Origin of the sequence: Alcaligenes sp. Me129, assembly GCF_050487245.1 — a bacterium.
Classification (GTDB): domain Bacteria; phylum Pseudomonadota; class Gammaproteobacteria; order Burkholderiales; family Burkholderiaceae_B; genus Alcaligenes; species Alcaligenes phenolicus.
The window spans coordinates 1-26,151 of record NZ_JBKQGX010000018.1 but is presented as its reverse complement, the minus strand read 5'-3'; the positions used below and the strand labels follow the sequence as shown (position 1 = coordinate 26,151).

Sequence of the window (26,151 nt, the reverse complement as noted above, 5' to 3'; positions counted from 1 at the left end):
TCGACTCTGACACTGGTTCAAATTCTGGTTTGGCTTTGGCTTTTAACCCTAGTCAAGCCTGGTTCCGGTTGCGCCACTGCTTCAGCTCCGGGTTATCCGCTCCCAGCAAACTCTCCAGCGCCTGCTCGGTATGCTCGCCCAATTGTGGCGGAGCCATACGGTAGGACACCGGACTGTCAGAGAAGCGCATGGGGCTGGCCGTCATGCTGACCTTGCCGGCCTGGCTGTGGTCCAGCTCGATACGCATATTCCGGGCCTGAACCTGCGGGTGCGAGAACACGCCGTGCAGATCATTGATAGGTCCAGCTGGCACACCGATCTTATCCAGTGCTTCCAGCCAGTAAGCGCTAGGATGCTGTTGCATCGCGGCACTCAGGATCTGCTCCAGCTCATCCCTGTGCTTGACCCGCTGACTGTTAATGTTGAAACGCGAATCCTCAACAATTTCCGGGTGTCCAATTGCTTCGCAATAAGCCGCGAACTGACGGTTATTGCCGATAGCCACAATGATGTGGCCATCGGCCGTCGGGAACACCTGATAGGGCACCAGATTCTGATGGGCATTACCGGCTCGCTTCGGTGCCTGCCCACTGACCAGATAATTCATGTTCTGGTTCGCCAGCATGGCTACCTGACAGTCCAGCAAGGCAATGTCGATATGCTGCCCCAAACCACTGCGTGAGCGTTCAAACAAGGCGGCCAGAATGCTGCTGGTGGCATACATGCCCGTCATCAAGTCCGCGACGGCAACCCCCGCTTTCTGGGGACCACCGCCGGGCTTGTCATCACGCTCGCCCGTCAAGCTCATCATGCCGCCCATGGCCTGGATCATGAAGTCATAACCCGGACGCTCGGCATAAGGGCCTGTCTGGCCAAAGCCGGTAATCGAGCAATAAATCAGGCGAGGGTTGATCTCTTTCAAGCTGGCGTAGTCCAGGCCGTATTTAGCCAGCCCCCCCACCTTGAAGTTCTCCACCAGAATGTCGCATTCCCGTGCCATGGCACGCACCACATCCGCCCCTTCCTGGCTGGCAATATCCAGGCTGATCGACTGCTTATTACGGTTGGCCGACAAGTAATAGGCCGCTTCCGCCGTATCTTCCTTTTCAGGTGTCTGCAAAAAGGGCGGGCCCCAGGCGCGGGTATCATCGCCGGTTTCGGGTCGCTCTATCTTGTAGACATTGGCCCCCAGGTCGGCCAGGTTCTGTGTGCACCATGGGCCAGCCAGAATGCGTGTCAGATCCAGAACCCGGATACCATCCAAAGGGGCAGGACGCGTCGCCTGCGAGGCGTGCTGATCGCTCACGTTACAGTGCTCCATTCAAAAACAATTAGTCCAGCGTGATATTGGCTTGCTTGATCAGGCTGCCCAATTTCTCGTCTTCCTGACGCAGGAACTCGGCGTACTCGGCAGGGGTGGAGGAAATGATGTCCACGCCCTGACGACGGAAGGTTTCAACAAACTCGCTGTTCTCGCTGACGGTTTTCATGGCCTGGCTCAGGCGATCAATAATTTCAGTAGGCGTGCCGCTGCTGACGTGGAAACCAAACCAGGCTGTCACGTTATAGCCCTGGTTCAGGCCCAACTCTGCAAAGGTTGGAACCTCTGGCAACAAGGAGGAACGCTCCGGACCGGACACAGCCAGGGGACGCACAGTATTGGCGTTGATGTGCGTAATTGCGGTGCCCATGCTGTCGAACATGAAGGAGATGTGGCCACCCAGCAGATCAGTCATGGCAGGTGCGCTGCCACGGTAAGGAGCGTGGATGACGTCGATATTGGCCATCGTGGTAAAGGCGGCGGCCGACAGGTGCGAGGACGAACCATTACCAAAGGAAGCGTAAGTCAGATCATCGGGCTTGGCGCGAGCATGGCTGATCAACTCTTCGCCCGTATTGAACGGGCTTTGCTTGGCGTTCACCACCAGCACGTTCTGCCCTTCCGCCACCAGAGAAACAGCAGCCAGATCCTGCGCCGGATCGTAAGGCAGTTTCTTGTAAAGGTGGTTGTTCACCACGGCCTGACCAACCGCGGCCAGCAAGACGGTATAGCCATCGGGGGCAGATTTCGCGACGAAGTCCGTAGCGATAATGCCGCTGGCGCCGGGCTTGTTTTCCACAATGATGATCTGGCCCAGATCCTTGGACAGTTGCTGCGCGACACCTCGGGCAATCACGTCAGTCACACCGCCCGGCGTAAAGGGCACAACCAGACGGATAGGCTTGTCCGGATACGCGGCTTGCGCGCCCAAGGAACAAAACAACAAACCCATTCCGGCCAGCAGAGGAGCCACTTTACGGGCTAGAATTTTTTTCATGAATCACTCCAAACTTATTTTGTCCGATAATCGAACTTGATTATTAAATTGCTAAGTCTTGTTTTTTTTACAATTTATCATCGATAATTCTTGTTAATCCCATCGAGTTCGCTAATCGAACAAAACTAGACCTTGCCACTTACTGAGCAATGACGACGAATAAAGAGACAAGCCCTACCGCCAGCAGCTACAAAGGCGATCCGGACTACATGCAATCGCTAGCCCGTGGTTTGCAGGTGATTACGGCTTTTTCAGACAGAAGGCGGCCATTGCGGGCCGCAGAAATTGCCCTGAAAACGGGTCTGGCACGGGCGGTGGTGCAGCGCTGCCTCTACACGTTGCAAGCCCTGGGCTATGCAGAGCAGGAAGGTCCGTTCTGGAAACTGCGTCCGGCGATTTTGCAGCTGGGCCATGCCTACTTTTCTTCGACCTCCATCGTCAGTCTGGCCCAGCCCATACTGGACGACCTGAGTGACCGCGTCGGTGAAACCTGTGCACTGGCCTTGCTGGATGGAGACGAAATTCTGTATCTGGCACGCGCCCAACGACAGCGTGTACTGACTGTGTCTTTAGGCTTGGGTAGCCGCCTGCCTGCTCACTGCACCTCTATCGGGCGAATGATGCTGTCGCAGTTGCCGCAAAGCAGGCTGGATGCCTACCTGGAGCTGGCTCCCTTCAAGATCATGACGCAATACACCGCCCATACTCGCGAGGCCTTGCTGCGCGAATTGAAGCAGGTACAGGAAAAGGATTATTCCTTGATCAAGGAAGAACTGGAGCTGGGTCTAACGGCAATTGGCGTACCCGTGCGCAGTGCCAGCGGACGCGTTGTGGCCGGGATGAGCATCAGCATCAAGGACTGGCAGGATACGGAAGAGAAACTGATCCAGCGCTGCCTGCCCGAACTACGTTCGAGCGCCAGGCAGCTGGGTTTGATGTTGCCGGCCTGAGCAATCAGGCGGGATTGAGCATGGTCAGCGCACTGGCCAAGGCGTATTCCACGGCCTGCTGACGGATTTGGGCCCGGTCTCCATCAAAGATACGAGCAGAGGCGCGGGTCACAATGCCATCACCCCGGCGCTGTGCAAAACCGAAGCACACCAGGCCAACCGGCTTGCCCGCCGTGGCTCCATCCGGACCGGCAATGCCGGTCGTGGAAATAGCCAGTTCCGCATCTGCAGTGGCTTCCAGCGCACCCGCCGCCATTTCCATGGCGGTTTCCTCGCTGACCGCGCCAAAACGATCCAGGGTGTCCTGGTTCACGCCCAGTTCCTGAACCTTGGCCTTATTGCTGTAAGTGACCAGACCGCGCTCGAACCAGGCGCTGGAGCCGGGCAGGTCCGTCAGGGCAGCAGCCAGCAGGCCACCCGTACATGACTCGGCGCAGGCCACCATCCAGCCGCGATCTTTAAGGGCTCGCCCCAGGGCCAGGGCGGCATTGCCGTGCTCGTAATCGCTCATGAGAAAACTCCAAAACGTACCAAGACAGCCATCAGCAACAAGGTATAGCCTGCCGCCAGGAGATCGTCCCACATAACGCCAAAACCATTATGCAGACGACGATCAAAATAGCGGATTGGCGGTGGTTTGAGAATATCAAAGAAACGAAATAAAACGAATGCGATGCCCTGTGCCAGCCAGGTCTGCGGAATCAGCCACAGCACCAGCCAGAAGGCGACCATCTCATCCCAATTCATGCCGCTGTGATCGGACACGCCCAGGTCGTAGCCCGTGCGGTGGCAAGCCCAGCAGCCAATGAAAAAGGTGAGCGGCAAGAAAATGGCCATTTGCGTGTCGGTCAGCACATGCAGACCCAAGACCCACAAGACCCAGGCCAGCACCGTGCCCCAGGTACCCGGCCCCGGACGCAATACGCCGGTACCGCCGCCAAAGGCAATCAGGCGCCAAGGCTTTTTCACCACCCAATCCAGGGTAGGACGTTGAATGGGATTCAAGGAAGGATCAGGAAATGTGCTCATGACACAGACTCAGCCACCAAAATGATCGAAACCGCCCTGGGCAGGGGCAGGATGCAGACCCTGTTGATCACGCACGTACACCCCGCTACCAGCGTGCATGGAGCCAATACGGCTAAGCTGCACGCCTTCGCGCTGGGCCAGCGCCATGATGGACTCCCGTTGTTGGGGAGCCCCCGTAAAACACAATTGAAAAACGTCACCACCAACCAGAACCGCTTCGCGTTGCAGCTCGGCAGGCAACCCATTTAAGGAAGGATCCAGCGGCAAGGCGTCCCAATCCAGATGGGCGGCACATTGGCTGGCTTTGGCGATATGGCCCAGGTCTTGAACCAGGCCATCAGACACATCAATGGCAGCATGAGCCAAACCTGCCAGGGCATGGCCCAGGCGGTAAGGCGGCCAGGGTTGTTCCAAGGCTGGGCGGCTGGCAGCCAGACGTTCCGGGTCCGCAGCCAGTCGACCTTGCAAGAGGCGCAAGGCAATGTCAGCCGCCCCCAACGTCCCCGTCAACCAGATGTCGTCACCAGCTTGAGCCGCACTGCGTTGCAAGGCCTGCCCCACCGGGACTTCACCCAGCACCGTAATGCTGATGACCACCCCTTGCTTGCTGCGCGTGGTATCGCCACCGATCAAGGGGCATTGCGCCTGATCGGCCAGTTCAAACAAACCTTTGGAGAATGCGGCCAGCCACTCGGGCCGGACTTCGGGCATGGACAAAGCCAGAAGGCAGGCTCGTGGCTTGGCCCCCATGGCGCCCAGGTCCGACAGGTTCACGGCCAGCGCCTTGTGCCCCAAGAGAAAGGGGTCCACATCGGGAAAGAAATGTTGCCCTTCGATCAATAGATCCACGCTGCTGGCCAGTTGCCAGCCGGGTGTTGGAGTAAAAAGGGCGCAGTCGTCGCCCACTCCCAAATAGCCTTCGGGAGCGGGACGATTGAAATACTGCTGGATAAGACCGAACTCGTTCAGCACGGCACGCCCCGTTTTAGCGGCGGGCCTGCTTGGCAACTTCAGGTGCGCGTACGTCGGCGGCCAGTTTGTCCAGCACGCCGTTCACGAATTTGAAACCGTCGGTACCGCCAAAGGACTTGGCCAGTTCAACGGCTTCGTTAATGGCTACGCGGTAAGGCACTTCAACGTGATGCACCAGTTCGTAGCTGCCAATCAGCAAGATGCCGTGTTCGATGGGAGAGAGCTCTTCCAAAGGACGATCCACATACGGCAAAAAGCGTTCGCGCAGCACAGGGGCTTCGCGCATGACGCCGAACAGCAAGGTTTTGAACCAGGCTGCGTCGGCTTCGCCAAACTCCTCGTCGCCCCGGATATGAGCGTCGATGGAGGTGGCTTCCTGCAGGCCATCAGCACCTCGCAACAGCCAGGAGTAGATGCCCTGCAGGGCAAATTCGCGCGAGCGGCGGCGCGCGGATCGTCCGTTGGCCTTGCTGGCCGGGACTTTATTTGTCGTCGTCAAGATCTTCGTCCTCGTAATCTTCGTCCTCATCGTCGTCCAGCTCGGGTTCGAGGACGGCGATAAGATTGCCCAGCTCGACCGCTGTACGGGCGCAATCGCGACCTTTTTCAGCAGCACGAATCTCGGCTTGTTCATCTGTGTTGGTGGTCAGTACACCGTTGGCAACAGGAATACCGGTTGCCAGGGAGACTTGAGTAATGGCCGAAGCGCTTTCATTGCTGACCACTTCAAAGTGGTAGGTGTCACCGCGGATAACAGCACCCAGAGCGATCAGGGCATCAAATTCGCCGGTTTCAGCCATCTGGCCCAGGGTAATGCCCAGTTCCAGCGCACCGGGGACGGACAGAACGGTCACGTCGCGCTCGTCTACACCCAAAGCTTCCAGCTCTTTCAAGCAGGCTTCCAACTCGGTCAGACCGATGGATTCATTAAAACGCGCACGCACAATACCAATGTGCAGACCTTCCCCATTCAGGTCAGGGGTAACAATGTAAGGATTCATGTTGGAAGCTCCGCTTAGGATTGAGAGTCTGGTTCGCTATGGTAACCCGTCACGGTCAATGCAAACCCGGCCATGCTTGGCATTTTACGTGGTCGCGACATCAAAAGGGCTTTACCAACATTGAGGTCACGCAAAATTTGTGCACCAATTCCGTAGGTGCGCAGATCGTTGCGGCTAGGGCGACCGCGTGGCGCCTGGGCCGGGCTGTCTGCAGCCCAAGCCTGAATCTGCTCGAAACTCTCTTCTTCGGAGCTCTGGCAGTTCATCAGCAAGACAACACCGCTGTCGGATTTGGCCACGGTACGCAACGCAGTGGGCAGGGTCCAACTGTGGCCCACATCCCCCTCGATCAGAACATCCAGCACGGTAGTCGGTTCATGTACACGCACCAGGGTTTCCACTTCCGGGCTGATTTCACCGTGCACCAGTGCCAGATGCAAGCCACCGGAAGACAGATCGCGGTAAGCGTGGCATTCAAATTCGCCATAAGGAGTCTTGACGGACTTCTTGTGCAAACGCTCGATCATGGACTCGTGTTCGCTGCGGTACTGGATCAGGTCCGCAATGGTGCCAACCTTGATGCCGTGTTCGCGGGCGAACACCAACAAATCGGGCAAACGCGCCATGGTGCCGTCAGGATTGAGCACTTCACAAATGACAGCAGCCGGGGTCAAGCCTGCCATCGCCGTCAAATCGCAGCCCGCTTCGGTGTGACCGGCACGCACCAGCACACCACCTTTGGCCGCCTTCAAGGGAAAAATGTGACCAGGCTGCACCAGATCAATCGGACGTGCATCACGGGCCACGGCCGCTTGCACAGTACGGGCGCGGTCAGCAGCGGAAATGCCGGTCTCCACGCCTTCAGCCGCTTCAATCGACACCGTGAAGTTGGTGCCAAAGCGGGTACCGTTGCGGGTGGCCATCAAAGGCAGGTCCAGCTGGCGGCAGCGCTCTTCGGTCAGCGTCAGGCAAACCAGACCGCGGCCATGCGTCACCATGAAGTTGATCGCTTCGGCATTTACGAATTCGGCGGCCATGACCAGATCGCCTTCGTTTTCGCGGTCCTCTTCGTCAACCAGAATAACCATGCGACCGGCGCGCAGCTCTTCAACAATCTCTGGAACGGGAGCGATTGGACTGGCGCCCAGTTGACCAGCGTCGGACTGAATTTCTTGATTCATCGTGCTCTTTGCTCAGACAGATAATAATTAAGGCCATTTTACGACACCCAAGGCCCGGCGGGCAGCTTCATTAGTCGGTACACTTGAAGACCGTGCCAAACCGCTCCAAACCCCTATGACCGAACCCATTTTGCCTGCTATGGACGAAAAGCGTCGCCGTATCCAATCCATTGAAACGGGTTTTGGCCTGTTGAAAGTGCTGGTAGATAGCGGACAACCCATGATGTTGCGAGATCTGGCCACGCAAGCTGGGATGAGTTCGGCCAAAGCCCACCCGTATCTGGTCAGTTTTACCAACGTAGGACTGGTGCAGCAGGCTCCGGCTACCGGCCTGTACGAGCTGGGGCCGTTTGCCTTGCAGATGGGTTTGGTCAGCTTGCAAAGCCAGAACCCGGTGAAGATTGCCCTGCCCCTGGTTCAAGCCTGGGCCTCGCGCATCGGGCACACCCTGGGCTTGGCGGTGCTGGGCTCACACGGACCCACCATGGTTCATATCAGCGAGGCCAGCTACCCGGTCCATGTGAACATGCGCTGCGGCACGGTCATGTCCATGCTGCACACGGCCACCGGCCACGTCTTTGCCGCCTGGCTGCCCCCTGAAGTGGCGCGCCACTACATTGAGCGCGAGGCAGGTGACAGCGCGGTTGTCACCAGTATCAGTCCGCTGCGCCCCAGCCCCAAAGAACTGGCTGCCATGCTGGAGAAAATCCGTGAACAAGGTGTGGCACAGGCACTGGGCAACCCCTTGCCCGGTATTGATGCCCTGTCCGTCCCCGTATTTGATCACTCCGGCCAGATTGTGCTGGCCCTGACAAGTCTGGGCCCCAGTACGCTGTTTGATGCCAGTATCAACAGCCCCATCCTGGCTCAGTTGCGACAGTGCGCCAACAGCATTTCACACCAGTTGGGCTGGCGCGAGCCACTAGGTACTCCCCCTTTATAAAACTTGACATGACTACACACACTTATACGGGTGTCGACACTTCAAGTTTGGCTGGTTTACATGCAAAATAATCGTTTTATCCGCCCACCTGTTGTGGGTGATTTCTCGAGTGCGATGCTGTGCTAGAACAAGAACTGAAATTTTTTGTACCCGAGAGTGCCCGTCCCGGTTTATTGACCGCCTTTGACGCCGTACGCACGGGTAGCATTACCTTAAATGCCATTTACTTTGATACGCCCGAACGCGATTTGGCGCGCTCGAGTATCGCCTTGCGTCTGCGCAAGGAAGGCGAGCAATGGGTTCAGACCGTCAAACTGCCCGGTCCTGATACCCTGTCCCGCATTGAAATCAATCACCCCCGTCCCGGCCCGGAACTGGACCTGAGTCTGTATCAGGACACACCCGCCCACGCTGCGCTGGCTCGTTACGCGGATCAGATTCAAGCGCGTTATCAAACCCGCATCCAGCGCGAGCTGGCCCTGATCAAGCAAGGCCAGTCTGAACTGGAGCTGGCCTACGATGTGGGTCATATCGAATCCAATGGTTTGAAGCTGCTGGTCAACGAGCTGGAAATTGAGCTGATCAAGGGCGAGAGCCTGACCATGTTTGAGGTTGGCCAGCGCTGGCTGTACAAACATGGCCTGATTCTGGAGATGCGCAGCAAGTCCGAGCGTGGTGATGCCCTGGCCAGTCTGGCGGACCGCCGCCGGGCCAAATCGGAAAGTCTGGATCTGACGCCCGAACAGGTAGCTGCGGCCCTGACCCGCAAAGCCTACGACCTGCCCAAACCGCATTTTGTTGACACCGAAGATCTGGAACAGTTTTATAGCCTGAGTGCCACCATGAGCCTGGAGCAGGTCATTCGCAATGCCGCCTTGCTGGCGGGCGTGGATGGCATACGACCGGACTCCTCCCGTCAGGCCGACTATCTGGCCTTGATGCGCGTGGGTCTACGCCGTCTGCGCTCCTGCCGCAAGCTGTTCAAAATGTGGCTATCGGCTAGCGAAGGGTATGCCAATACGCGCCTGACACATTATTTTGGTCTGTTTGGTCAGGCACGCGACCATGACCTGGTACACCTGGAAATCACCCCCTTGCTGCTGCAGGCGGGAATGCCCGGCCCCGCACCTGAACCTACTCCCGCCCATCTGGAGCACGACCCGGTCCAATTGGCCAGTGCAGCCGAGTTTCAGTCCCTGCTGTTAAGTAATCTGCAAAGCCTGATTTGCGGCCCTACGCTGGAACTGAATGGTGTGCCTCAGCCCGAACATTTGATCGAAGCCCGTATCAGCCGCTGGTTCCAGACAATTCAACTACGCAGCCAACGCTTTGCGCAGATCAGCCAGGACAAGCAGCATCGTTTGCGCAACCGTATCAAGAGCCTGCGCTACTGCCTGGAGTTTTTGCCCAGCGCAGCCGACAAGCAAGGGCTGCACAAAGTGCTGCGCGAATGTCAGGCCTTGATTGGTGCAGTCACCGACGTGGACGTGGCGCTGGATTGGTATGCCCAACATGCGGCCAACCCCGAACAAGCGCAGTTTGCGCGGGACTGGCTGACGCATGCCCGTCAAGGTCGTGCCGCCCATGCACAGCATGCGCTCAATGCCTTGGATCAGCATCAGCCGCAAACAGAGCTTCTGCGACGCTGAACGCCAAAAGCACTGAAAAGCCCACTGTGCACTGAGCCTTTGCTTGCCACTACGTAGCGCTCTTCTCCTGGTCGGCCCAGGGATAAAAAAGCGGCGATGTCTTTACAGGCATCGCCGCTTTTTTGACAGCCAAACTTGGATTTAAGCGTTCATGCCCAACAAGGCCGACGCAAACTCACGGGCCACAAAGGCCTGCAGATCCTGCATGCCCTCGCCCACGCCAATCCAGTAAACCGGAATAGGACGTACGCCTTGCGCACAGGCAGCAACGGCAGCCAGCGTACCGCCTTTGGCCGTACCGTCCAGCTTGGTAACCACCAGGCCAGTCAGACCCAAGGCTGCATCAAAGGCACGGATCTGCGAAATGGCGTTCTGGCCGGTATTGCCGTCCACAACCAAGAGAATTTCATGAGGAGCCTGACCATCGGCCTTGCCGATGACGCGCTTGATCTTCTTGAGCTCTTCCATCAGGTGAAGCTGGGTTGGCAAGCGGCCGGCGGTATCCACCATGACCACGCCCATATCGCGGGCACGCCCTGCATGCACGGCATCAAACGCCACCGCAGCGGGGTCACCACCGTCTTGAGCAATAACACTGACGTTATTGCGGGTGCCCCACTCAATCAGTTGTTCACGAGCGGCGGCACGGAAGGTATCACCGGCGGCCAACAAGACTTTTGCGCCCTGCTCCTGGAAGGTGTGGGCCAACTTACCGATAGACGTGGTTTTACCTGCACCATTCACCCCGGCAATCATGACTACCAGTGGTTTGCTCGATTCCAGAGGAAAGGATTTCTCCAGGGGCTTCAAATGATCGGTCAGGATGTCGCACAGGGCTTGTTTGACTTGGGCTGCATCGCTGATTTTTTCCTTGCGAACACGAGCACGCAAGGCGGTAATCAGTTTCTCGGTAGCCTCAACACCCGCGTCTGCCATCAGCAAGGCGTCTTCCAGTTCCTCGAACAGCGTTTCATCAACCTTGGCACCGACGAACAGGCTGCTCAAGCTCTGACCGGTACGCGACAAGCCCTGTTTCAAGCGTGCCATCCAGGAAGTTTTCACCACAGGTGCGGCGGCTTCTGGCTCTGGCGTCGGGGCAGGTGCTGGGTCAGGCTGTGGCGCAGGAACTGGAACAATCTCTGGCTCCGGTTCAGGAGTCGGCTGTATCTCGGGTTCCGGTTGCGGTACCGGCTCGGGAATCGGCTGCACCTCGGGTTCAGGCACTGGCTCGACCTCGGGCTCCGGAGCACGGCTTGGCTCCGGCACAGGCTGCACCTCCGGCTCGGGAATACGAACGGGTTCAGGTACAGGCTGCACTTGCGGCTCGTGGACGCGGGCAGGCTCTGGGGTCGGGACACTGGCCGGGGCGGGTTGTGGCACCTCTGGCTGCGTGGGCGTAGACTCGGAAGCAGCGCGATGTTCAGCCTGGCTGGCTGCCTGGCTATCCAAAGCCACAGCAGGCGAGGCCACCGGCGTTTGAACCGGCGTGCTTTGCTCCTGCGATACAGCGGGGGATGCATCTGCCGCGTCAGCCTGGGGCTGAGACGGGGCAGGAGAAAGCGGCTCGGTCAGCTCCGTTTGAGTGACTTGTGGCTCTGGCTTGGCCTTCTTTCTTTTAAAAAAACTGAACATACGATTTACACTAGAAAATTCTGTTGAATGACCACATTATCCGATCAAAGCGCTAATGAGAAAACATGCTGTCCGTATTGTAGGTGGTGATTACCGCCGCACACCGATTTCAGTCGTCGATGCACCCGGTCTGCGGCCCACCCCGGATCGTGTGCGCGAAACGCTGTTTAACTGGCTTAACCACTTCTGGGGCGGTCAATTCAGCAACAAGAACGTGCTGGATCTGTTTGCCGGTAGCGGAGCCCTGGGCTTTGAAGCGGCCTCGCGCGGTGTCGCCTTTGTACAAATGGTGGAACGCCACGGACCCGCTGTCAGCAATTTGCGCAGCCTGCGTACCAAACTCAAGGCAGACCACGTCCGTATCCATGCGGGCGACGCCCTCCATATTCTGGAGCGCAGCCAGATGCGCTACGATCTGGTCTTCATAGACCCGCCCTTTGCGCAGGACTGGATGGAACGTATCTGGCCCTTGCTGCCCAATGTGCTGGCACCGGACGCACTGGTTTACATTGAGTCCGAAACCCCTATACAAGCCCCAGATCAATACGGGATACTACGACAGGATAAGGCAGGGCAGGTACATTATCATTTGTTGCGATTTGCTGCGATGCAAAAAACAGTCAATAATGCCGAATTTTCCGGGACGCCTGCACCGCTCCCCCCGGACTCCGACCTGCCAACTTGAACCACTTACGCGGATGCACCATGATCACAGCTGTTTACCCCGGCACCTTCGACCCCCTGACACGAGGCCATGAAGACTTGGTCCGGCGAGCCGCCAACCTTTTCGATCACGTTGTGGTCGGTGTGGCCTCCAGCCAGAACAAGCGCCCTTTCTTCACCGTTGAAGAGCGTGTTGAGATCGCCTCCGAAGTGCTCAGCCACTATCCAAACGTGGAAGTGAAAAGCTTTTCCGGCCTGCTCAAGGACTTTGTACGCGAACAAAATGGTCGCGTTATCGTACGTGGCCTGCGCGCCGTGTCCGATTTTGAGTACGAATTTCAAATGGCGGGCATGAACCGTCACCTGCTGCCCGAAGTCGAGACCATGTTCATGACTCCTTCGGATCAGTACCAGTTCATCTCCGGCACCATCGTGCGCGAAATTGCCATTTTGGGCGGTGATGTAGGCAAATTTGTGTTCCCGTCCGTGGAGCGTTGGCTACAAACCAAAGCCAAGGAACGCAATCAGCAAACGGTTTCAGCCACCTGAACTCGCCCTGCGCAGCAGTCCGTACTACACTGTAGGGTGACCGACTGGTCAAATCCAAGGACCACGCTTATCAGGACACTGCGCTATGGCACTGCACATTACTGAAGAATGCATTAACTGCGACGTTTGTGAGCCGCAGTGCCCTAACCTGGCTATTTACATGGGCGAGGAGATCTACGAGATCAATCCCAACCTGTGTACAGAATGCGTCGGCCACTTTGATGAGCCGCAGTGTGTGGTAGTGTGCCCGGTCGAATGTATCGAGGTTCACCCCCAGCACCAGGAAAGCCAGGAAACGCTGCTTGCCCGCTATCACCGGCTACAGTCCGAACCTACGACATAAATAGAATAAAAAAAGCCCTGCCATGAGCAGGGCTTGTTCTATAGGGATCACCGCGCAGACAGCTTACTCAGCCTGGGGCAAACGCTTTAACAGACGCAGCGACTGGCCTGTATAGCGGCTGAACCACTGGGCAGGCAAATCCCCTTCGTCTACCAATTGCACGGATTGCCCATTTTCCTGCCACAGGGAAAAGGAATCCGGATCGTCTTCAATAACATCCACTTCAATATCCAGGCGCAACATACCGGGAGCGCGCAACACCAGCTGGCCAAAACGCAGTTCCATACTGAGCTCGGCCAAAGCAGGCAGCGCATCGGCGGCCAGAACCTGCCCCTGATCGTTCCCCAGCACCCATCGCCCCTTGCAGGCCAGTGCCTTGCCGTCACTAAGGGACGGGCCGCCTTGCAACAGGCAAACCGTCTGGTCAGGCGAACTTAACGCTGAACTGGTGCTCATGGCTTGAACCACTGCTTCATGGTTTCGCCCACGGTTTGTGGAACCTTGGCCCCCAACTCTTCCTTGATGATCTGCTTCACCTCGGACTTCACATCGGGGGTGGACTCTGCTTTAGCTTCTGAAGCTTGCTGGCTCAACAAATCCAGCAAACCGTCTTGCAGTGCCTTCTTGATGGAGTTGCTGGCAATGTCTTTCCACTGAATCTGGTAGGACAGCCCTGTCCAGGGGCCGGAGATATGGATAGGAATCAGCACATTGCGCAGGTCCTGGAAGGACTTGCGCTCTTCCACGGCCAGATTGTTGTGGTTCAGGCGAGCCTGCAAAGTCACATCTGCTTGCTGATTTACCAGGTCCAGCGTGGCGCCTTTAGCCGCTGTCACCGTCAGAATCGGGGTGGTGGCCCGTAAATTACGGAAAGTCGCTTGCCCTTTCTTGATATCCAGACTGCCCTGCAAACGGTTCAACACCGTGCGGCGCAAAGGATCGGACTGGGGCAGCAGCAAAGGAATCTGACCGCCAAAGGCATTGCGCACGGCTTCGTTGATATCGCGCACGCTCTGGTCCAGATCAACGCTGCGCCAGCTACCGTCATGCAAATCGACCGTCAGGCCGCCTTCCAGAGCATTCAGACGCTCCTGGCTTGTGGCACCTTGAGCCTTCAGGTTCAGATCCACATTGCCCTTGCCGGCCAGGTAGTCATTGCCGAACGCATCCAGCAAGAGCGAACCGACCTGCATTTGCTGCAGCTTCAGGCCCAATTCGAAGCGCTTGCCGGGCTCAACCTTGGCCTTGGCCTGAAGCTGACCTTCATACGCCTGCGCATTGAACTGCGACAAATTGATCAACTGGCCCTGGTTCTTGACCTGAGCTTTCACCTGATCCATCACCACACCCAGGCTGCGCAGCTTTTCGATTTCAAAACGCAGATCAAAGCTGAGCGTATCCAGCCAAGCGTAAGAGGAAGCTTCTTCAACCACTTCTTCGGCTGCGGGAGCCGCCTCTGCCTGCTCTGCCTTGGGCTGCTCGACTTGTTCAGCTTCCTCTGCGCCCGGCTCCTGCTCGGCAGCGGCTTCCGGCACTTCAGCCTCTGGCTCCGGCTCCGGTGGGGTCACCACTTCGGGGGCTGTCACCCAGAAAATCGAACGCAGTTCGTCCAGGTCCAGCTTGTCCGCTTTGAGTACCGCGTTCAGCAACGGCCCTTTACCCTTATCTTGCAAGCTCACATCCAGACTGCCTTGAGCCTGCTCGGTGCTACTGCTTAGCTGCGCACTGTATTCTTGTTTGCCTTTGTTCAGGTCTGCCTGGCCCGTCAGCGGCATCTCGAAGCGGCTACCTGCGTCGGCCTCGTCTTCCACGCGGATATTGGCTTGAATCTCGGGCAGACGCAGCCACTCATTCGATGGTTGCCACTGCATGGGGGAACTGGCCTTCAATTGCGCCACACGGCTGCCTTGTTTGATGGCGCCGTCCAGCTTGGCCTGCTCAAATATCAATTCCTGGCTGTTACCGGACAAGCCTTGCAACGTCAAACCCAAACCCAGGACCTTGGGGCCGCTGACTTTCAGGCTGGCAACGACAGGCGAGCCTTCAGCCTGGGCAGGCGATACCTGGATACGAGGCACATCCAGGGCCAGATCCAGATTCTGATCTTCATTTTTGCCACGAACACGCAGAGCCAGCTTCTCGAAAGACACCAGGTCGCTGACGCTGTCGATTTCCATCTTGGGCGTATTTAGCGTGGCATTCAGATCGCTGACCGGGTAAGCGCCCAACCACTGACCTTGCAATTGGGTATCCAGATTGGTGGCGCTGAACTGGCGTTGGGCCGACTTGTAGGCCACATTGCCCTTAAGTGTCAGGCTTTGTGCCTGCAGCTGGTCCAGATCACCGATAAAACTCAAGTTCAGCTTTTGCGCACCGTAGGATTTGGAAGCAGGGTCCAGACTCAGTTGCCCTTGCCCTTCCAGCACACCATCCGCCACGGGATAGTCCCCCGACAAGCGGCTCTTGAAAGCTACATCAAAAGGCTGACCAAAGGTCATGCGGCCCGTGTTCACTTCCAGCTGCAACAAACGGCCAATTACATTGCTGCGTTTGCTGAAGTAATGAATCTCACCACCCTTCAGGCTCAGACCTGCAATATCAATCTGGAAATCCGTTTCGCTGCCCGAGCGCTTGGCAATCAATTCAGGAACAGGCAAGGATTCGGGTGCAGGCTCGGCTGTCTGAGGCGCCTCGGCAGCTTGTGCTGCGGGCAACAAGGATACGCCCGAGCGGGCAAGGGGAAGGTGAGGGCCAGCCGGCGGGGCTTGCAGCAAGTCGTCAAAATTCAGCTTGCCCTCTTCATCGCGCACAATCCAGGCTTTGAAGCCGGTAACAGCAACGTGGTCCACTACCAGGCGGTTATTGATCAAAGGCCACAAGGCCACCGCAAACCGGGCGCTTTCCAAAGAAGCGAAAGGATCTTCCGAATTACGGTCAGACAGGGACAGCCCCTGCACGGACAGGCCAATGCGGGGAAATAAAGAAAGTTCGATATCACCGTCAATCTTGAGCGTACGCTGATACTTTTGCTGGACGATGTCAGCCAGCTTCTGCTTGTACGAATTGGGATTGAATGTCAGCAGGAAAATCGCCCCGCCTACCACCGTGACAATAGCTAAAACGACGAGGCTGAATAAGCCCCGCTTAAACCATACTTTCATGTAAGCCTCTAGGACCTCGGGGCAGGATGCAACACGCCATCTGCCCGGATACGAAATGCTAACCCATGTCGGGCCATTGCGAAGTAACGAAAATAAGAAATATCCACCCGCACTTTAAAAAGCAGAGCCTGTTGTCAGTAATTCGTCATTATTACCAAAAGAAATAAAGGCATAGTATTAATGTCTGCGCCCTTAGATGCTTTTCTCTACATACAAGGGTTATGCTTGCTTTGTCTTATATAAGCCACTTGATCATCAATTCCAGAATTAACCATGAAACTAGAGACTCTTGCCATTCATGCTGGCTACCAGCCAGATCCGACCACAAAAGCCGTTGCTGTTCCGATTTACCAGACCACTTCCTACGCTTTCGACAACACGCAACACGGCGCGGATCTGTTTGACCTGAAGGTGCCCGGCAATATTTACACCCGCATCATGAACCCCACCAATGCCGTGCTTGAAGAGCGTGTTGCAGCATTGGAAGGCGGGATTGCGGGCTTGGCAGTAGCCTCTGGCATGGCAGCCATCACGTATGCTATCCAAACGATTGCAGAGGCCGGCGACAACATTGTGTCCGTCAGTAAACTGTACGGCGGCACCTACAACCTGTTCGCGCACTCCTTCCCGCGCCAGGGCATTACCGTCAAATTTGCCCAACCCAATGATATCGAAGCACTGGAAGCCCTGATCGACGACCGCACTCGTGCCGTATTCTGCGAAACCATCGGCAACCCGGCTGGCAACATCATCGATATCCGTGCACTGGCCGATGCCGCTCACCGTCATGGCGTACCCCTGATTGTAGACAATACCGTGGCCTCGCCTGCCCTGTGCCGTCCTATCGAGCACGGTGCCGACATTGTCGTGCACTCGCTGACCAAATACATGGGCGGTCACGGCACCACCATTGCGGGCATGGTCGTGGACTCCGGTAAGTTCCCCTGGGCCGAGCACAAAGATCGCTTTGCCATCCTGAATACGCCTGACCCGTCCTACCACGGCGTGGTCTATACCGAAGCCTTTGGCCCAGCCGCCTTCATCGGCCGCTGCCGCGTGGCTCCGCTGCGCAATACCGGCGCTGCCCTGGCCCCCTTGAGCGCTTTCCAGATCCTGCAAGGCATCGAAACCCTGCCTCTGCGCATGGAGCGTCATACAGAAAACGCCCTGAAAGTAGCCCAGTATCTGAACAAGCACCCACAAGTTTCCTGGGTGAAGTACGCCGGTTTGCCTGACCATCCGGATCATGAACTGGCCAAGCGCTATATGGGTGGCAAGCCTGCGGCGATTTTGTCCTTTGGTATCAAAGGCGGCATTGAAGCCGGTACTCGCTTTATCGACGCGCTGAACCTGGTGCTGCGTCTGGTCAATATTGGTGATGCCAAATCCCTGGCTTGCCACCCTGCCAGCACAACTCACCGTCAGCTCAATGCCGAAGAACTGGCCGCCGTAGGCGTGAGCGAAGACATGGTGCGTCTGTCCGTTGGCCTGGAACATATCGACGACATTCTGGCCGATCTGGAACAAGCTCTGGAAGCAGCGGCACGCGGCTAAGACCCAAAAACCTGTACAGGCCGGAATTGCTGTACAGGTTTTTCTGCATCAAGCAAAAAAGCCTGGAATCGGTATTGCACCGACTCCAGGCTTTTTTCATTCTTGGCAATACGGCCGTCAGACAGACCGTGTCACGGACGCAAGAGAATCAGGACTTGCGAAACAACTGCGTCAAACCACCCAGCAGGCTGCTGGCGTCGGTAATGTGAGATGGGTCAAACTGACCATTGGGGCTGGCTTGATTGATCAGGGACGGCAGCATGATCTTCAGATTATCCAGCACGCTTTGCTGATTCAAACCCGACAGATCCACCAATTGCTTGATGGCCGGTTGCCCCATCACGCCCAGCAAATCCTGCTGGCCGATTTCCTGATTGCTGCCCTGCGAAATCCAGGACGACACCACATCACCAAACCCGCCCGAGCGAAAACGCTCGATCAGGCCGCTCAAACCGCCTGGATAGCTGCTGATGACTTGAATCAGGGCGGGCAACAAAGCGCCCTGCTCTTTGGATTTGGAATCCGTAGCCGACAAGGCCGACACAACAGAATTAAGCAAACTCATTATTTTTCTCCCCAATGCACGGCCCCGCGCGTGGGCAGGTGTTGATATCAGGCCTCATTATGCCGCGACAGGCCACCAGGCGGGGCGGATTAATTGTCAAGGTGGGTCAATAGATCACTGGCGGAAAGGCCCTATTGCCCTGGGCTGGGCCTACGCTACACTGGTTTCTCAATAGTCCGGCATCCCCCACAGACCGACTCCATGGAGACCCTGGAATGACGCAAGCTTCCTATACCGTCCTGTCCTCTGAAGAGACTGCTCGTGCTCTGCCCTATCCTGAACTGGTCGCCCAGCTAGGCAAGGCCATGGCCCAGTATGCTGCTGGTACTATCGTCGCCCCAACCCGTCAGGTTCTGGACTATCCCAAAACGGGGCAAATGCTGTCCATGCCAGCGGTCTCACACGATATAGGTGTTCATAAACTGGCTAATGTGATGCTGGACAACCAGCAGCAGGAACTGGGCAGTATCCAGGGCCTGGTCAGCGTCTACGATGCCCAGAACGGTTTGCCACTACTGATTCTGGATGCACCCACCCTATCCGAACGCCGTACTGCAGCAGTATCCATGCTGGGTATTCAAGCCCTGTGGCCCCAAGGGCCGGAGCACATCACTTTGCTGGGGTACGGACAACAGGCTGTCGCGCATTGCGATGCCATCATGACGCTGTACCCCAAAGCACGCGTCACCCTGACAGGCCGTAACCCAGACCGTGCACAGGCTGTGGCCACATCCTTGCAAGCCAGATTCGGGGACCGGGTCCAGGCCGCCACGGCTGTTCCGGAAAAAACGGATGTACTGATCGCCCTGACCTCCAGTCTGACACCCGTGTATCACGAACCCGCACGCCTTGATCGCTTGCTGATTGGCTTGGGAGCCTTTCAACCAGATATGGCCGAGTTCGAGGCCCACACCTTGCTGGCCAGCCGTCTATATGCCGATGATGTCGCCGGCGCCCGCCAGGAAGCAGGCGACCTGATCCAGGCCGACGTGGACTGGGAGCAAGTCCACAGCATTCACCAGGCGCTGCGTACCCCAGCCCCCAAAGACAAGCCCTTGTTCTTCAAATCAGTAGGCTCGGCTGCGTGGGATTTGGCAGCAGCACGTTGTGCCCTGCATCATTTAAACCAAGCCTAAATACTTAGGCTGTTAACTAGCTGACTTCACACGCCAAAGCGCGCCCAGAGTGTTACTCTGGCGCGTACAATCCCTTACAGTCACTTACCGATCTCTTTTTGCCGCCCTACCCATGACTTCTACGAGCCCTCCCACCGAAGACGATCCGTATCAGATCCAGTCCAAGTTTGAAATTCTGCGTGTTTTACGGGCTATCGAAAAAGGGGGCCTGTTACTGCACATGGAAGCCAATCAGGGCAATGACCGGATTGTCACCACCATTCTGGATATTGATCTGGACAATAACGTGGTGGTGATTGATACCGCCAACAAAGAAGAAAAAACCCGCAATCTGCTGCAGTCCGAACACACCCATTTCGAGACCTCGCTGGACAAGATCAAGGTGACGTTTCAGGGCCCCACCCCAGAGGTCGTGTCCTACGAAGGTCAGCCAGCCTTGGCGATCCCGATCCCCGAATCCATTCGCCGCTTGCAGCGACGTGAGTTCTTCCGCGTCAACGTACCCGTCAGCGAACCGGCCATGGTGATCTTGCGCTTGAATAACGAGTCCAAAAGCTTTCTGCTGCACGACATCAGTGGTGGCGGCTTGTCTTTGGTGGACGAATCGCAAACCCTGGCAGAGGTGATCGGCACGCATAAAACCGAATCCCTGCTGGAACTGCCGCAAGCCGGTTCTTTTGTTGTGGCGCTACAAGTAGCGCGTACGGAAACGCAGCAACTGCCTAATGGCAAACAGATTCAACGTTTGGGCTGTACCTTCATTGACCTGTCTGCCTCCACGCAGATGGCAATTCAGCATTACATCAGCCGCCTGGAACGCCAGCAGATCGCCAAACAGCGCGGTCACGGCTAATTCGATGCTTAGGGCATCCTCAAATCGCTGGGGGTGTCCACATCGCGCAAAATCCCCTCGTCCACCAAAGGCACAAACAAGGTCTGATCCTTGTTGGCCTGCAACAAGCCACGCGCGCCCTGCTCGTCAGGAAGCCTCAAAAGCGGCTGACGCCATTCCAGACCAAAGCCCACAGGATTGCCGGGCTGGCCATTCAAAACGGGACGCACAATCCCGGCCCCATCCTGCACCGCCTGAGCCACCGCCGCTACGGTGCTTGGCCGCAACCAAGGCATATCCGCCAGCAGAACGACATAACCATAACGGGGACTGCAAGCGTGGATCCCGGCTTTCAGGCTGACACCCATACCGCGGATGGCCTCAGGTGCCTGAACAAATCTGACCGGCAAGCCACTCAGCTCCCGACGCAAAATCTGCTCATGGACATCACAAACAAGCAGCACTTCATCAAGCACGGACAAAGCCGTCTCACAGACGCGGCGCACCATCGTTCTGCCATCTTCAGTCTTGGCCAATAGCTTCAACTGCTGGCCCGACGGATCGAACCGCCTACCCAGGCCCGCCGCCAGAATAATGCCCGTCACTCCAGATACATGCTGCTGCCCTGCCATCCTGGCTCCTTTTGAACGATGTGGTGCCTCGTCGAAAATGCTTATTACTTCGCTCACTAGACTAATAGAAAGAAGCGTGGAGGAACAAGCTGGGTGAAAGAACATTGATTAGTGGATAAAAGAAGTCTCTGTGAAAACGCCATTCAGTCGGCCTGCTGGGGTGTCCGGGCTGAGCACTTGCCGGTGCTACGCACCGGTACCCTAGTCAGGAGATAGCTACGGGCGCATCCTGAACTCGCGGGGTGGTTCGTCCCCCGGACGAACCACAAACGTCCCGCTCAAACAGCAGGATGCTTGCACCCCTACGCTATCTCCTGCCCGCGGCAAGTACTCTGATCCGCCCTGACACCCCAGCAGGCCGACTGAACGACTCACAAAGGCTTTTTCTCTACCAAGTCCTTGTTAATTCCTTGAAAAATAGGGCTTCTTTCCTTTCACCCTCCTCTGCCAGTGCCGTTTGGGCTTTAAGCAGTGTCGCGTGTTTTCTTGTGAGGCCCGGGTACGGCTTGGCGGGCGAGTCAGGGCTCTTGCCGCCGGCAGAGTGCTGGGGCGGGATGCAAGGGGCGTGCTGTTTGAGGAGCACGCTTGCGGTTTGTCCGGGGGACAAACCGCGCTCCGAGTTCACGACCCGCCCGCCCCAGCACTCTGACAAGGGCACCCACGCGCAGCGTGGGCAAGGGACCCGCCAAGACAAGCCGTACCCGGGCCACACAAGAAAACCATCCACAGGCCTCACGCAAAGCCCAAACGGCACGTCCAGAAGAAAGCCACCCCAAAAAAAACGACTCCCCGGCAACCCGCAACCCTTTAACCCAAAACTCAAAGCTCAAAAAAGCAGATACACGCCGTTTAAAAACCAAGACCAAGGGTTTAAAACCAACGATATCAATTTGACACATCTGCTATATTTTTCCGACACAGGCCAAGGTACCACCCTTCATCAGCCCTGCCCCGATGCAGCAACAATGAACGCCCCACTCTAATCAAACTGTTTCCTCTACCTCAGGGGCCAGCCAGTGCAAACAATATCTCGCGCTTTCAACACCTGCTTAACAATGAAACCAACAAAACTGTGTGCCGCCCTGGCGCTTGTCATTGCCCCACTGTCTGCTCAAGCCCTGGAAGACAGAATCATAGAAAACGCCTCGGGACGCCCCGTCTTTATCGCGCGTTTTTTTGAAATTGACGATGGTCCATTCGACGACGAGGGCACTACGTCCTCCTGGAGCTGGCAAGGTCATGAAGCTTACAAAAACGAGATCGTTGACGGCTTGGGCTATTGGGCTGAAATACTCCAGACCCAAGGTAACAATCCCCCAACCATCGTCAATATCGGTACGAGTAATGTGTCGGGCAACGCCTACGGTGGCTCACCCGAAGCCAATGACGGCCAAAGTCCGTTCACGCAAATGCAGCAAAATATCTTCGGCCTGTCGCCTGCCGCCGGCTCGCTACCGTTAGGTGGACATGGTTTGTTTGGCCTGGGCACAGACGACTACGCAACAAGTCCGGCGTTTACACAAACACCCCAGACCGGTAAAGACAGCGTACTCCTGACGACCATTCACGAGGTTGCTCATGGGCTGGGTATTTTGAGCAGCGTAGAAAACAGAGGCAATAAACAGGACATACGACCGTATTTCGCAAGCCAGCTGAGTAGCTGGACGCAACTGCTAAGGGACGACAACGGTAATCCAGCACAGGCAGGACAGAAAGTTCTATGCAATGGCTGCAACACCTCTTACGACCCTGATGCCTTCGATCTGCGGCAGGACAAGGGTTTCCTGGTCGGCGCCAATATCGAGCAAGTCCTGGCTGGAGGCCTGCAGGGCGTGCCCGTCAAGATACTGGGGGAAAACGGCGACGTAGATGACAACTTCATGAGCCACATCGAACTTCGAAACAGCGTCATGAGCCACCATAATTTCCGTAACTATTCGGGCTTCATGGAAGCTGAACTGGCCGTTCTGCAAGACCTGGGCTACACTATTGACCGGGGCAACTTCTTCGGGCGCTCGATCTACGGCGATGGCCTGAAACTGGTGAATACACAAGGCTTCTTTGCCCGCAATGCCCAGGGCACCCACTACCTTCCAGGTCAGTACAACCAATCCACTTTAGGCTTGGGCCTGCATATCTATGGCAGCAATAATCAGGTCCGACAAGCCGCTGACCTGCTGGCAGCAGGATCAGGCGGTGCAGGCATACGGGTCGATGGCGAGAACAACACCCTTGTCATCGACCCAGGCGTCAGAATCTACGCAGATGGTTTGAACGGGCGAGGCATTCAATTTGCCTACGGACGCGGACACACATTGGTTCATCGTGGCGATATCCAGGCTACTGGCCCTCAGGGTGTAGGCCTGCGTTTCGATTTTGGCACCAACTCGCTAGGCAACGAGACCGAGCGACGTGGATCCTACATCCGTAGCAGCGAGGGCAGCAATGAAGCCCTGCTCCCCGAACTGAACGGCCCCCTGGTTCAACAAGCCGACATCAGCGGGCGAGTTGCAGGTCAAGAAGCGGCCATCCTGATCTCTGACAATGCCTACGTTGGGCGCATCAACCTGATGCAAGGCGCACAAATTGAAGGCGATATAGTGTCGCATTACGCAGAACGCGACGACAACAACAAGCTGCGTCTGACTACGCTGTCCTTTGGTCAGGCTGCCAACAAGATGGGCCGCAGCATTGATCAGCCCGATGCCACATTCCACTTGAGCTACGCCGGCAACATCACCGGCAAAGACAATCTGACCCTGTCATTTGACGGCGGCACAACGCAACTGAACGGCACCTTGCAGGTTCACAGCGCCACCATCAAGGAAGCGGCAACCTTGGGCGGGAATGCCAGCTTTGATCTGGCCAGCGGCAATGCTCTGATTAATGCTGGCACCCTGGCGCCTGGCAACTCCATCGGGCGTATCAATGTAAATGGCGACTTTCAACAAACAGCAACGGGCCGCCTGTTAGCCGAGTTTGATGGCAAAGGCGGCCACGACACCCTTGCCGTCAGTGGCCATGCTGACCTGGCCGGCACGCTGCAACTGACGCCCGCCGCCGACTGGTATCAAAACGCCTGGTCCGTCGACACAGGCTCGTTTGTTGAAGCAACCAGCTACAGCGGCAGCTTCGGCACCACTCAAATCGCCTCCGTATCGCCCACCTTGCAATTTGACGTTGCTCCTTTGGGTAATGAGCGCTATCACTTGTCGGCCACGCGAGCCAACAATGCCTATAGCCAGTATGGCCGCGACGAGAACCAGCAAGAAGCCGGCCAAGCCTTGTTCAAACTAGCCGCCGCCGGGCCAGCATCCGCACAAGGCCTGTTCCAGACGCTCGACTTCTCCGCTACCGACGGTTCACAAATATCCGCCGCCCTGGACCAGATCTCACCGGCAGGCTACAGCGCTGCAATGGCCGGTTCCCTGATGCATGAGCGCTCGATCATGCAAACCGCCCGCCAAGGCCTGAGCCAAAGTATGCTGCGGCCCGGTACTGACTGGCAGGGCTACGCCTTGGTATTCGGTGCCAGTGGCGATCAAAACACGCGCGGGTCCATGCTTGGCTACGATGCCCACAGCTATGGCCTGATCGTTGGAGCCGGACGCGCCCTGGAGTCAGCCCCCGACTTCGCCGTGGGAGCGCAGCTGGATATTTCAGACCTGTCGGTCAAACCAGATGCCCCTTACCCCGGCAAGAGCAAAGCCACCGCGTTTGGTCTGGCTGCCCATCTACAATACCGGCCCGGTGCTCGGGACGGTCTTTTTGCATTCAGCGGGCTGCGCCTGGGTCTGGAACAAGCCGATATGCGCAGACAAATTGCCATCGGAGACTACCAGGCCACGCACTCGTCCGACTGGACAGGACGCAATCTGTCGATTGACGCCGGCACAGGCTACCTGTGGCAGTTGAACCCATCCTTGTCTGTCGGCCCCTTTGCCAGCATGAACTATGCCCTGGTGTCCCGCCCATCGGTCGACGAATCTGGCAATGCGGCCACTCGACTTCATCTGGACAGCAAGCGCGTAGACGCCTTGCGCTCCAGCCTGGGGCTGACGGCGGAATGGAAGCGCGCCCTGGCTGATGGCAGCAACTTGGCCGTGAACGTTGACATTGGCTGGAATCACGAATGGCTGGATCGCGACCTGACTCAAGCTGCCCGTTTCGCCATTGCATCCACAGATACGACGTTCAATACCCGCAATAGCGTACTGCCCCGCGACACGATGAGCCTGCGAACTGGCCTGACCTGGCAACACAGTGAGCGTCTGTCGATTGGCACCAGCATCAGTTCACAGTTCGGCGGCGGGTATTCATCGCTGCAAGGACAGATGAATCTGCGCTGGGCGTTTTAAAAACAGATGGCCTCACACGGACCTGAACAGCAACTATAAAAAAGCCCCCGAGAGTCGTTCGACTCCCAGGGGCACAGGTCCGACAGCCTGCCCCCAAGCGGCAGACTACCGATACTCGATCAAAGTCCGATCAACTTCATCGCTTCTTCACGCGTTGCCACGGTAGCGTACTTCTGACGCATATCGAACAGGTTAGCCTCGTGAGGGCCAATCGCACGGTCGCCCACGCAATCCGATACCACCAAGGGACGGAAACCCAGTTGCATCGCATCGACCACGCTGGAACGCACGCAACCGCTGGTCACGGCGCCAGCAACCAGCAGTGTTTGCACACCACGTTGGGTCAACCAAGCGGCCAAAGGCGTACCGAAAAACGCCGACGGCACGTTCTTGCGAACGATAAACTCACCGGGTGCAGGAGCCAGTTCCGGCACGATGTGGCTGTTGTGGGCGTCTTCGGTCAGACCCAGCATGCCGGGGACTTTGATGCTAAAAATGTTGTTATCAGCGCCATCATCGGCATACACGATACGCGTATGCGCCACCGGCCAACCCTGTTCACGCGCCGTTGCCAGCAACTTCTGGGTGTTCTCGATGGCTTCAGGAATATTGCCGCCACCAAACACGGCAGGATCCGCAAAGCCATTCACCAGATCAATAATCAACAAGCCGTAAGGAGCTTT

At 57.0% G+C, this 26,151-nt stretch carries 24 protein-coding genes; 10 read left to right on the top strand and 14 right to left on the bottom strand.

All coding sequences use genetic code 11. The features are described from left to right. Positions 1–52: 52 nt before the first annotated feature. Together ACLPGZ_RS16310 and ACLPGZ_RS16305 are read right to left on the bottom strand one after the other, a co-directional pair. On the bottom strand, positions 53–1,321 hold the full coding sequence (locus tag ACLPGZ_RS16310; RefSeq protein WP_060186606.1) for a CaiB/BaiF CoA transferase family protein: 1,269 nt from the start codon (positions 1,319–1,321) through the stop codon (positions 53–55). Positions 1,322–1,331: 10 nt separating this feature from the next. After that, positions 1,332–2,318, bottom strand: coding sequence for a Bug family tripartite tricarboxylate transporter substrate binding protein (locus tag ACLPGZ_RS16305; protein ID WP_009454792.1), 987 nt, complete (start codon positions 2,316–2,318; stop codon positions 1,332–1,334). A 149-nt stretch (positions 2,319–2,467) separates the two neighbouring features. Here ACLPGZ_RS16305 and ACLPGZ_RS16300 point away from each other — a divergent pair, with 149 nt between their 5' ends. After that, on the top strand, positions 2,468–3,268 hold the full coding sequence (locus tag ACLPGZ_RS16300; RefSeq protein ID WP_081055440.1) for an IclR family transcriptional regulator domain-containing protein: 801 nt from the start codon (positions 2,468–2,470) through the stop codon (positions 3,266–3,268). 4 nt (positions 3,269–3,272) lie between these two features. Here ACLPGZ_RS16300 and ACLPGZ_RS16295 read toward each other — a convergent pair whose 3' ends face one another. Genes ACLPGZ_RS16295 through ribBA form a run of 6 tightly spaced genes read right to left on the bottom strand, consistent with a single transcriptional unit; the run spans position 3,273 to position 7,451 of the window. Beyond that, the gene (locus ACLPGZ_RS16295; RefSeq protein ID WP_026485462.1) at positions 3,273–3,779 is read right to left on the bottom strand and encodes a CinA family protein; all 507 of its coding nucleotides are present in this window, start codon (positions 3,777–3,779) and stop codon (positions 3,273–3,275) included. Next, on the bottom strand, positions 3,776–4,297 hold the full coding sequence (locus ACLPGZ_RS16290) for a phosphatidylglycerophosphatase A family protein (RefSeq protein ID WP_009454786.1): 522 nt from the start codon (positions 4,295–4,297) through the stop codon (positions 3,776–3,778). The genes ACLPGZ_RS16295 and ACLPGZ_RS16290 overlap by 4 nt, the downstream gene beginning before the upstream one ends. Positions 4,298–4,306: 9 nt before the next feature. After that, positions 4,307–5,269: a thiamine-phosphate kinase gene (thiL, locus tag ACLPGZ_RS16285; RefSeq protein ID WP_239054600.1), complete on the bottom strand. Its 963-nt coding sequence runs from the start codon at positions 5,267–5,269 to the stop codon at positions 4,307–4,309. 13 nt (positions 5,270–5,282) lie between these two features. Beyond that, complete coding sequence (gene nusB / locus ACLPGZ_RS16280; protein ID WP_042488795.1) at positions 5,283–5,798, bottom strand: transcription antitermination factor NusB; 516 nt, start codon at positions 5,796–5,798, stop codon at positions 5,283–5,285. Continuing rightward, positions 5,752–6,270 (bottom strand): 6,7-dimethyl-8-ribityllumazine synthase, encoded by a 519-nt coding sequence (gene ribH, locus ACLPGZ_RS16275; protein WP_009454781.1) that lies wholly within the window; start codon positions 6,268–6,270, stop codon positions 5,752–5,754. Before ribH ends, nusB begins: the two co-directional genes overlap by 47 nt. Before the next feature lie 14 nt (positions 6,271–6,284). Beyond that, positions 6,285–7,451: a bifunctional 3,4-dihydroxy-2-butanone-4-phosphate synthase/GTP cyclohydrolase II gene (gene ribBA, locus ACLPGZ_RS16270; RefSeq protein WP_239054601.1), complete on the bottom strand. Its 1,167-nt coding sequence runs from the start codon at positions 7,449–7,451 to the stop codon at positions 6,285–6,287. 115 nt (positions 7,452–7,566) lie between these two features. Between ribBA and ACLPGZ_RS16265 the strand changes: the two genes are divergently transcribed. Further along, positions 7,567–8,394, top strand: a complete 828-nt coding sequence (locus ACLPGZ_RS16265) for an IclR family transcriptional regulator (protein ID WP_022983222.1) — start codon at positions 7,567–7,569, stop codon at positions 8,392–8,394. Positions 8,395–8,513: 119 nt separating this feature from the next. Beyond that, entirely contained in the window at positions 8,514–10,043 is a 1,530-nt protein-coding gene (locus tag ACLPGZ_RS16260) for a CYTH and CHAD domain-containing protein (protein ID WP_022983223.1), read from the top strand. Positions 10,044–10,184: 141 nt separating this feature from the next. Here ACLPGZ_RS16260 and ftsY read toward each other — a convergent pair whose 3' ends face one another. After that, the gene (gene ftsY / locus ACLPGZ_RS16255) at positions 10,185–11,267 is read right to left on the bottom strand and encodes a signal recognition particle-docking protein FtsY (protein WP_371478820.1); all 1,083 of its coding nucleotides are present in this window, start codon (positions 11,265–11,267) and stop codon (positions 10,185–10,187) included. 463 nt (positions 11,268–11,730) lie between these two features. Here ftsY and rsmD point away from each other — a divergent pair, with 463 nt between their 5' ends. The 3 genes from rsmD (at position 11,731) to ACLPGZ_RS16240 (ending at position 13,230) form a co-directional block, all read left to right on the top strand. Continuing rightward, entirely contained in the window at positions 11,731–12,360 is a 630-nt protein-coding gene (rsmD, locus tag ACLPGZ_RS16250) for a 16S rRNA (guanine(966)-N(2))-methyltransferase RsmD (RefSeq protein ID WP_226349433.1), read from the top strand. Between the two features lie 20 nt (positions 12,361–12,380). Further along, on the top strand, positions 12,381–12,887 hold the full coding sequence (coaD, locus tag ACLPGZ_RS16245) for a pantetheine-phosphate adenylyltransferase (protein WP_009454773.1): 507 nt from the start codon (positions 12,381–12,383) through the stop codon (positions 12,885–12,887). Between the two features lie 85 nt (positions 12,888–12,972). Then, positions 12,973–13,230 (top strand): YfhL family 4Fe-4S dicluster ferredoxin, encoded by a 258-nt coding sequence (locus ACLPGZ_RS16240; protein ID WP_009454772.1) that lies wholly within the window; start codon positions 12,973–12,975, stop codon positions 13,228–13,230. A gap of 63 nt (positions 13,231–13,293) precedes the next feature. Here ACLPGZ_RS16240 and ACLPGZ_RS16235 read toward each other — a convergent pair whose 3' ends face one another. Both ACLPGZ_RS16235 and ACLPGZ_RS16230 read right to left on the bottom strand, forming a co-directional pair. Continuing rightward, positions 13,294–13,686 carry an MOSC N-terminal beta barrel domain-containing protein gene (locus ACLPGZ_RS16235; protein ID WP_115634358.1) on the bottom strand — a complete coding sequence of 131 codons (393 nt, stop codon included), beginning with the start codon at positions 13,684–13,686 and terminating at the stop codon, positions 13,294–13,296. Next, positions 13,683–16,391: an AsmA family protein gene (locus ACLPGZ_RS16230; protein ID WP_429641674.1), complete on the bottom strand. Its 2,709-nt coding sequence runs from the start codon at positions 16,389–16,391 to the stop codon at positions 13,683–13,685. The genes ACLPGZ_RS16235 and ACLPGZ_RS16230 overlap by 4 nt, the downstream gene beginning before the upstream one ends. 273 nt (positions 16,392–16,664) lie before the next feature. Here ACLPGZ_RS16230 and ACLPGZ_RS16225 point away from each other — a divergent pair, with 273 nt between their 5' ends. Further along, positions 16,665–17,945 (top strand): bifunctional O-acetylhomoserine aminocarboxypropyltransferase/cysteine synthase, encoded by a 1,281-nt coding sequence (locus ACLPGZ_RS16225; protein WP_035273377.1) that lies wholly within the window; start codon positions 16,665–16,667, stop codon positions 17,943–17,945. Between the two features lie 148 nt (positions 17,946–18,093). Here ACLPGZ_RS16225 and ACLPGZ_RS16220 read toward each other — a convergent pair whose 3' ends face one another. Next, the gene (locus ACLPGZ_RS16220; protein ID WP_022983226.1) at positions 18,094–18,510 is read right to left on the bottom strand and encodes a YidB family protein; all 417 of its coding nucleotides are present in this window, start codon (positions 18,508–18,510) and stop codon (positions 18,094–18,096) included. Positions 18,511–18,725: 215 nt separating this feature from the next. Between ACLPGZ_RS16220 and ACLPGZ_RS16215 the strand changes: the two genes are divergently transcribed. Together ACLPGZ_RS16215 and ACLPGZ_RS16210 are read left to right on the top strand one after the other, a co-directional pair. Further along, a complete protein-coding gene (locus tag ACLPGZ_RS16215; protein ID WP_115634360.1) occupies positions 18,726–19,646 on the top strand; it encodes a delta(1)-pyrroline-2-carboxylate reductase family protein in 921 nt (306 codons plus the stop codon). Positions 19,647–19,758: 112 nt separating this feature from the next. Then, the gene (locus tag ACLPGZ_RS16210; RefSeq protein WP_115634361.1) at positions 19,759–20,499 is read left to right on the top strand and encodes a flagellar brake protein; all 741 of its coding nucleotides are present in this window, start codon (positions 19,759–19,761) and stop codon (positions 20,497–20,499) included. 8 nt (positions 20,500–20,507) lie between these two features. Here ACLPGZ_RS16210 and ACLPGZ_RS16205 read toward each other — a convergent pair whose 3' ends face one another. Then, complete coding sequence (locus ACLPGZ_RS16205; RefSeq protein ID WP_429641672.1) at positions 20,508–21,110, bottom strand: nucleotidyltransferase family protein; 603 nt, start codon at positions 21,108–21,110, stop codon at positions 20,508–20,510. 1,055 nt (positions 21,111–22,165) lie between these two features. Here ACLPGZ_RS16205 and ACLPGZ_RS16200 point away from each other — a divergent pair. Continuing rightward, a complete protein-coding gene (locus ACLPGZ_RS16200; protein WP_429641670.1) occupies positions 22,166–25,468 on the top strand; it encodes an autotransporter outer membrane beta-barrel domain-containing protein in 3,303 nt (1,100 codons plus the stop codon). Positions 25,469–25,587: 119 nt separating this feature from the next. Here ACLPGZ_RS16200 and ACLPGZ_RS16195 read toward each other — a convergent pair. Further along, a partial coding sequence (locus tag ACLPGZ_RS16195) for an N-carbamoylsarcosine amidohydrolase (RefSeq protein WP_429641668.1) occupies positions 25,588–26,151 on the bottom strand: 564 nt, incomplete at its 5' end.

Coding starts and splice junctions, on each gene's coding strand:
- ACLPGZ_RS16210 (WP_115634361.1), top strand. CDS start 19,759: ATGACTTCTACGAGCCCTCCCACCGAAGACGATCCGTATCAGATCCAG.
- nusB (WP_042488795.1), bottom strand. CDS start 5,798: ATGAGGACGAAGATTACGAGGACGAAGATCTTGACGACGACAAATAAA.
- ACLPGZ_RS16225 (WP_035273377.1), top strand. CDS start 16,665: ATGAAACTAGAGACTCTTGCCATTCATGCTGGCTACCAGCCAGATCCG.
- ACLPGZ_RS16300 (WP_081055440.1), top strand. CDS start 2,468: ATGACGACGAATAAAGAGACAAGCCCTACCGCCAGCAGCTACAAAGGC.
- ACLPGZ_RS16220 (WP_022983226.1), bottom strand. CDS start 18,510: ATGAGTTTGCTTAATTCTGTTGTGTCGGCCTTGTCGGCTACGGATTCC.
- rsmD (WP_226349433.1), top strand. CDS start 11,731: ATGAGAAAACATGCTGTCCGTATTGTAGGTGGTGATTACCGCCGCACA.
- ACLPGZ_RS16310 (WP_060186606.1), bottom strand. CDS start 1,321: ATGGAGCACTGTAACGTGAGCGATCAGCACGCCTCGCAGGCGACGCGT.
- ACLPGZ_RS16200 (WP_429641670.1), top strand. CDS start 22,166: ATGAAACCAACAAAACTGTGTGCCGCCCTGGCGCTTGTCATTGCCCCA.
- ACLPGZ_RS16265 (WP_022983222.1), top strand. CDS start 7,567: ATGACCGAACCCATTTTGCCTGCTATGGACGAAAAGCGTCGCCGTATC.
- ACLPGZ_RS16230 (WP_429641674.1), bottom strand. CDS start 16,391: ATGAAAGTATGGTTTAAGCGGGGCTTATTCAGCCTCGTCGTTTTAGCT.
- ACLPGZ_RS16205 (WP_429641672.1), bottom strand. CDS start 21,110: ATGGCAGGGCAGCAGCATGTATCTGGAGTGACGGGCATTATTCTGGCG.
- ACLPGZ_RS16290 (WP_009454786.1), bottom strand. CDS start 4,297: ATGAGCACATTTCCTGATCCTTCCTTGAATCCCATTCAACGTCCTACC.
- ACLPGZ_RS16215 (WP_115634360.1), top strand. CDS start 18,726: ATGACGCAAGCTTCCTATACCGTCCTGTCCTCTGAAGAGACTGCTCGT.
- ACLPGZ_RS16295 (WP_026485462.1), bottom strand. CDS start 3,779: ATGAGCGATTACGAGCACGGCAATGCCGCCCTGGCCCTGGGGCGAGCC.
- ACLPGZ_RS16305 (WP_009454792.1), bottom strand. CDS start 2,318: ATGAAAAAAATTCTAGCCCGTAAAGTGGCTCCTCTGCTGGCCGGAATG.
- ACLPGZ_RS16235 (WP_115634358.1), bottom strand. CDS start 13,686: ATGAGCACCAGTTCAGCGTTAAGTTCGCCTGACCAGACGGTTTGCCTG.
- ribBA (WP_239054601.1), bottom strand. CDS start 7,451: ATGAATCAAGAAATTCAGTCCGACGCTGGTCAACTGGGCGCCAGTCCA.
- ACLPGZ_RS16240 (WP_009454772.1), top strand. CDS start 12,973: ATGGCACTGCACATTACTGAAGAATGCATTAACTGCGACGTTTGTGAG.
- ribH (WP_009454781.1), bottom strand. CDS start 6,270: ATGAATCCTTACATTGTTACCCCTGACCTGAATGGGGAAGGTCTGCAC.
- coaD (WP_009454773.1), top strand. CDS start 12,381: ATGATCACAGCTGTTTACCCCGGCACCTTCGACCCCCTGACACGAGGC.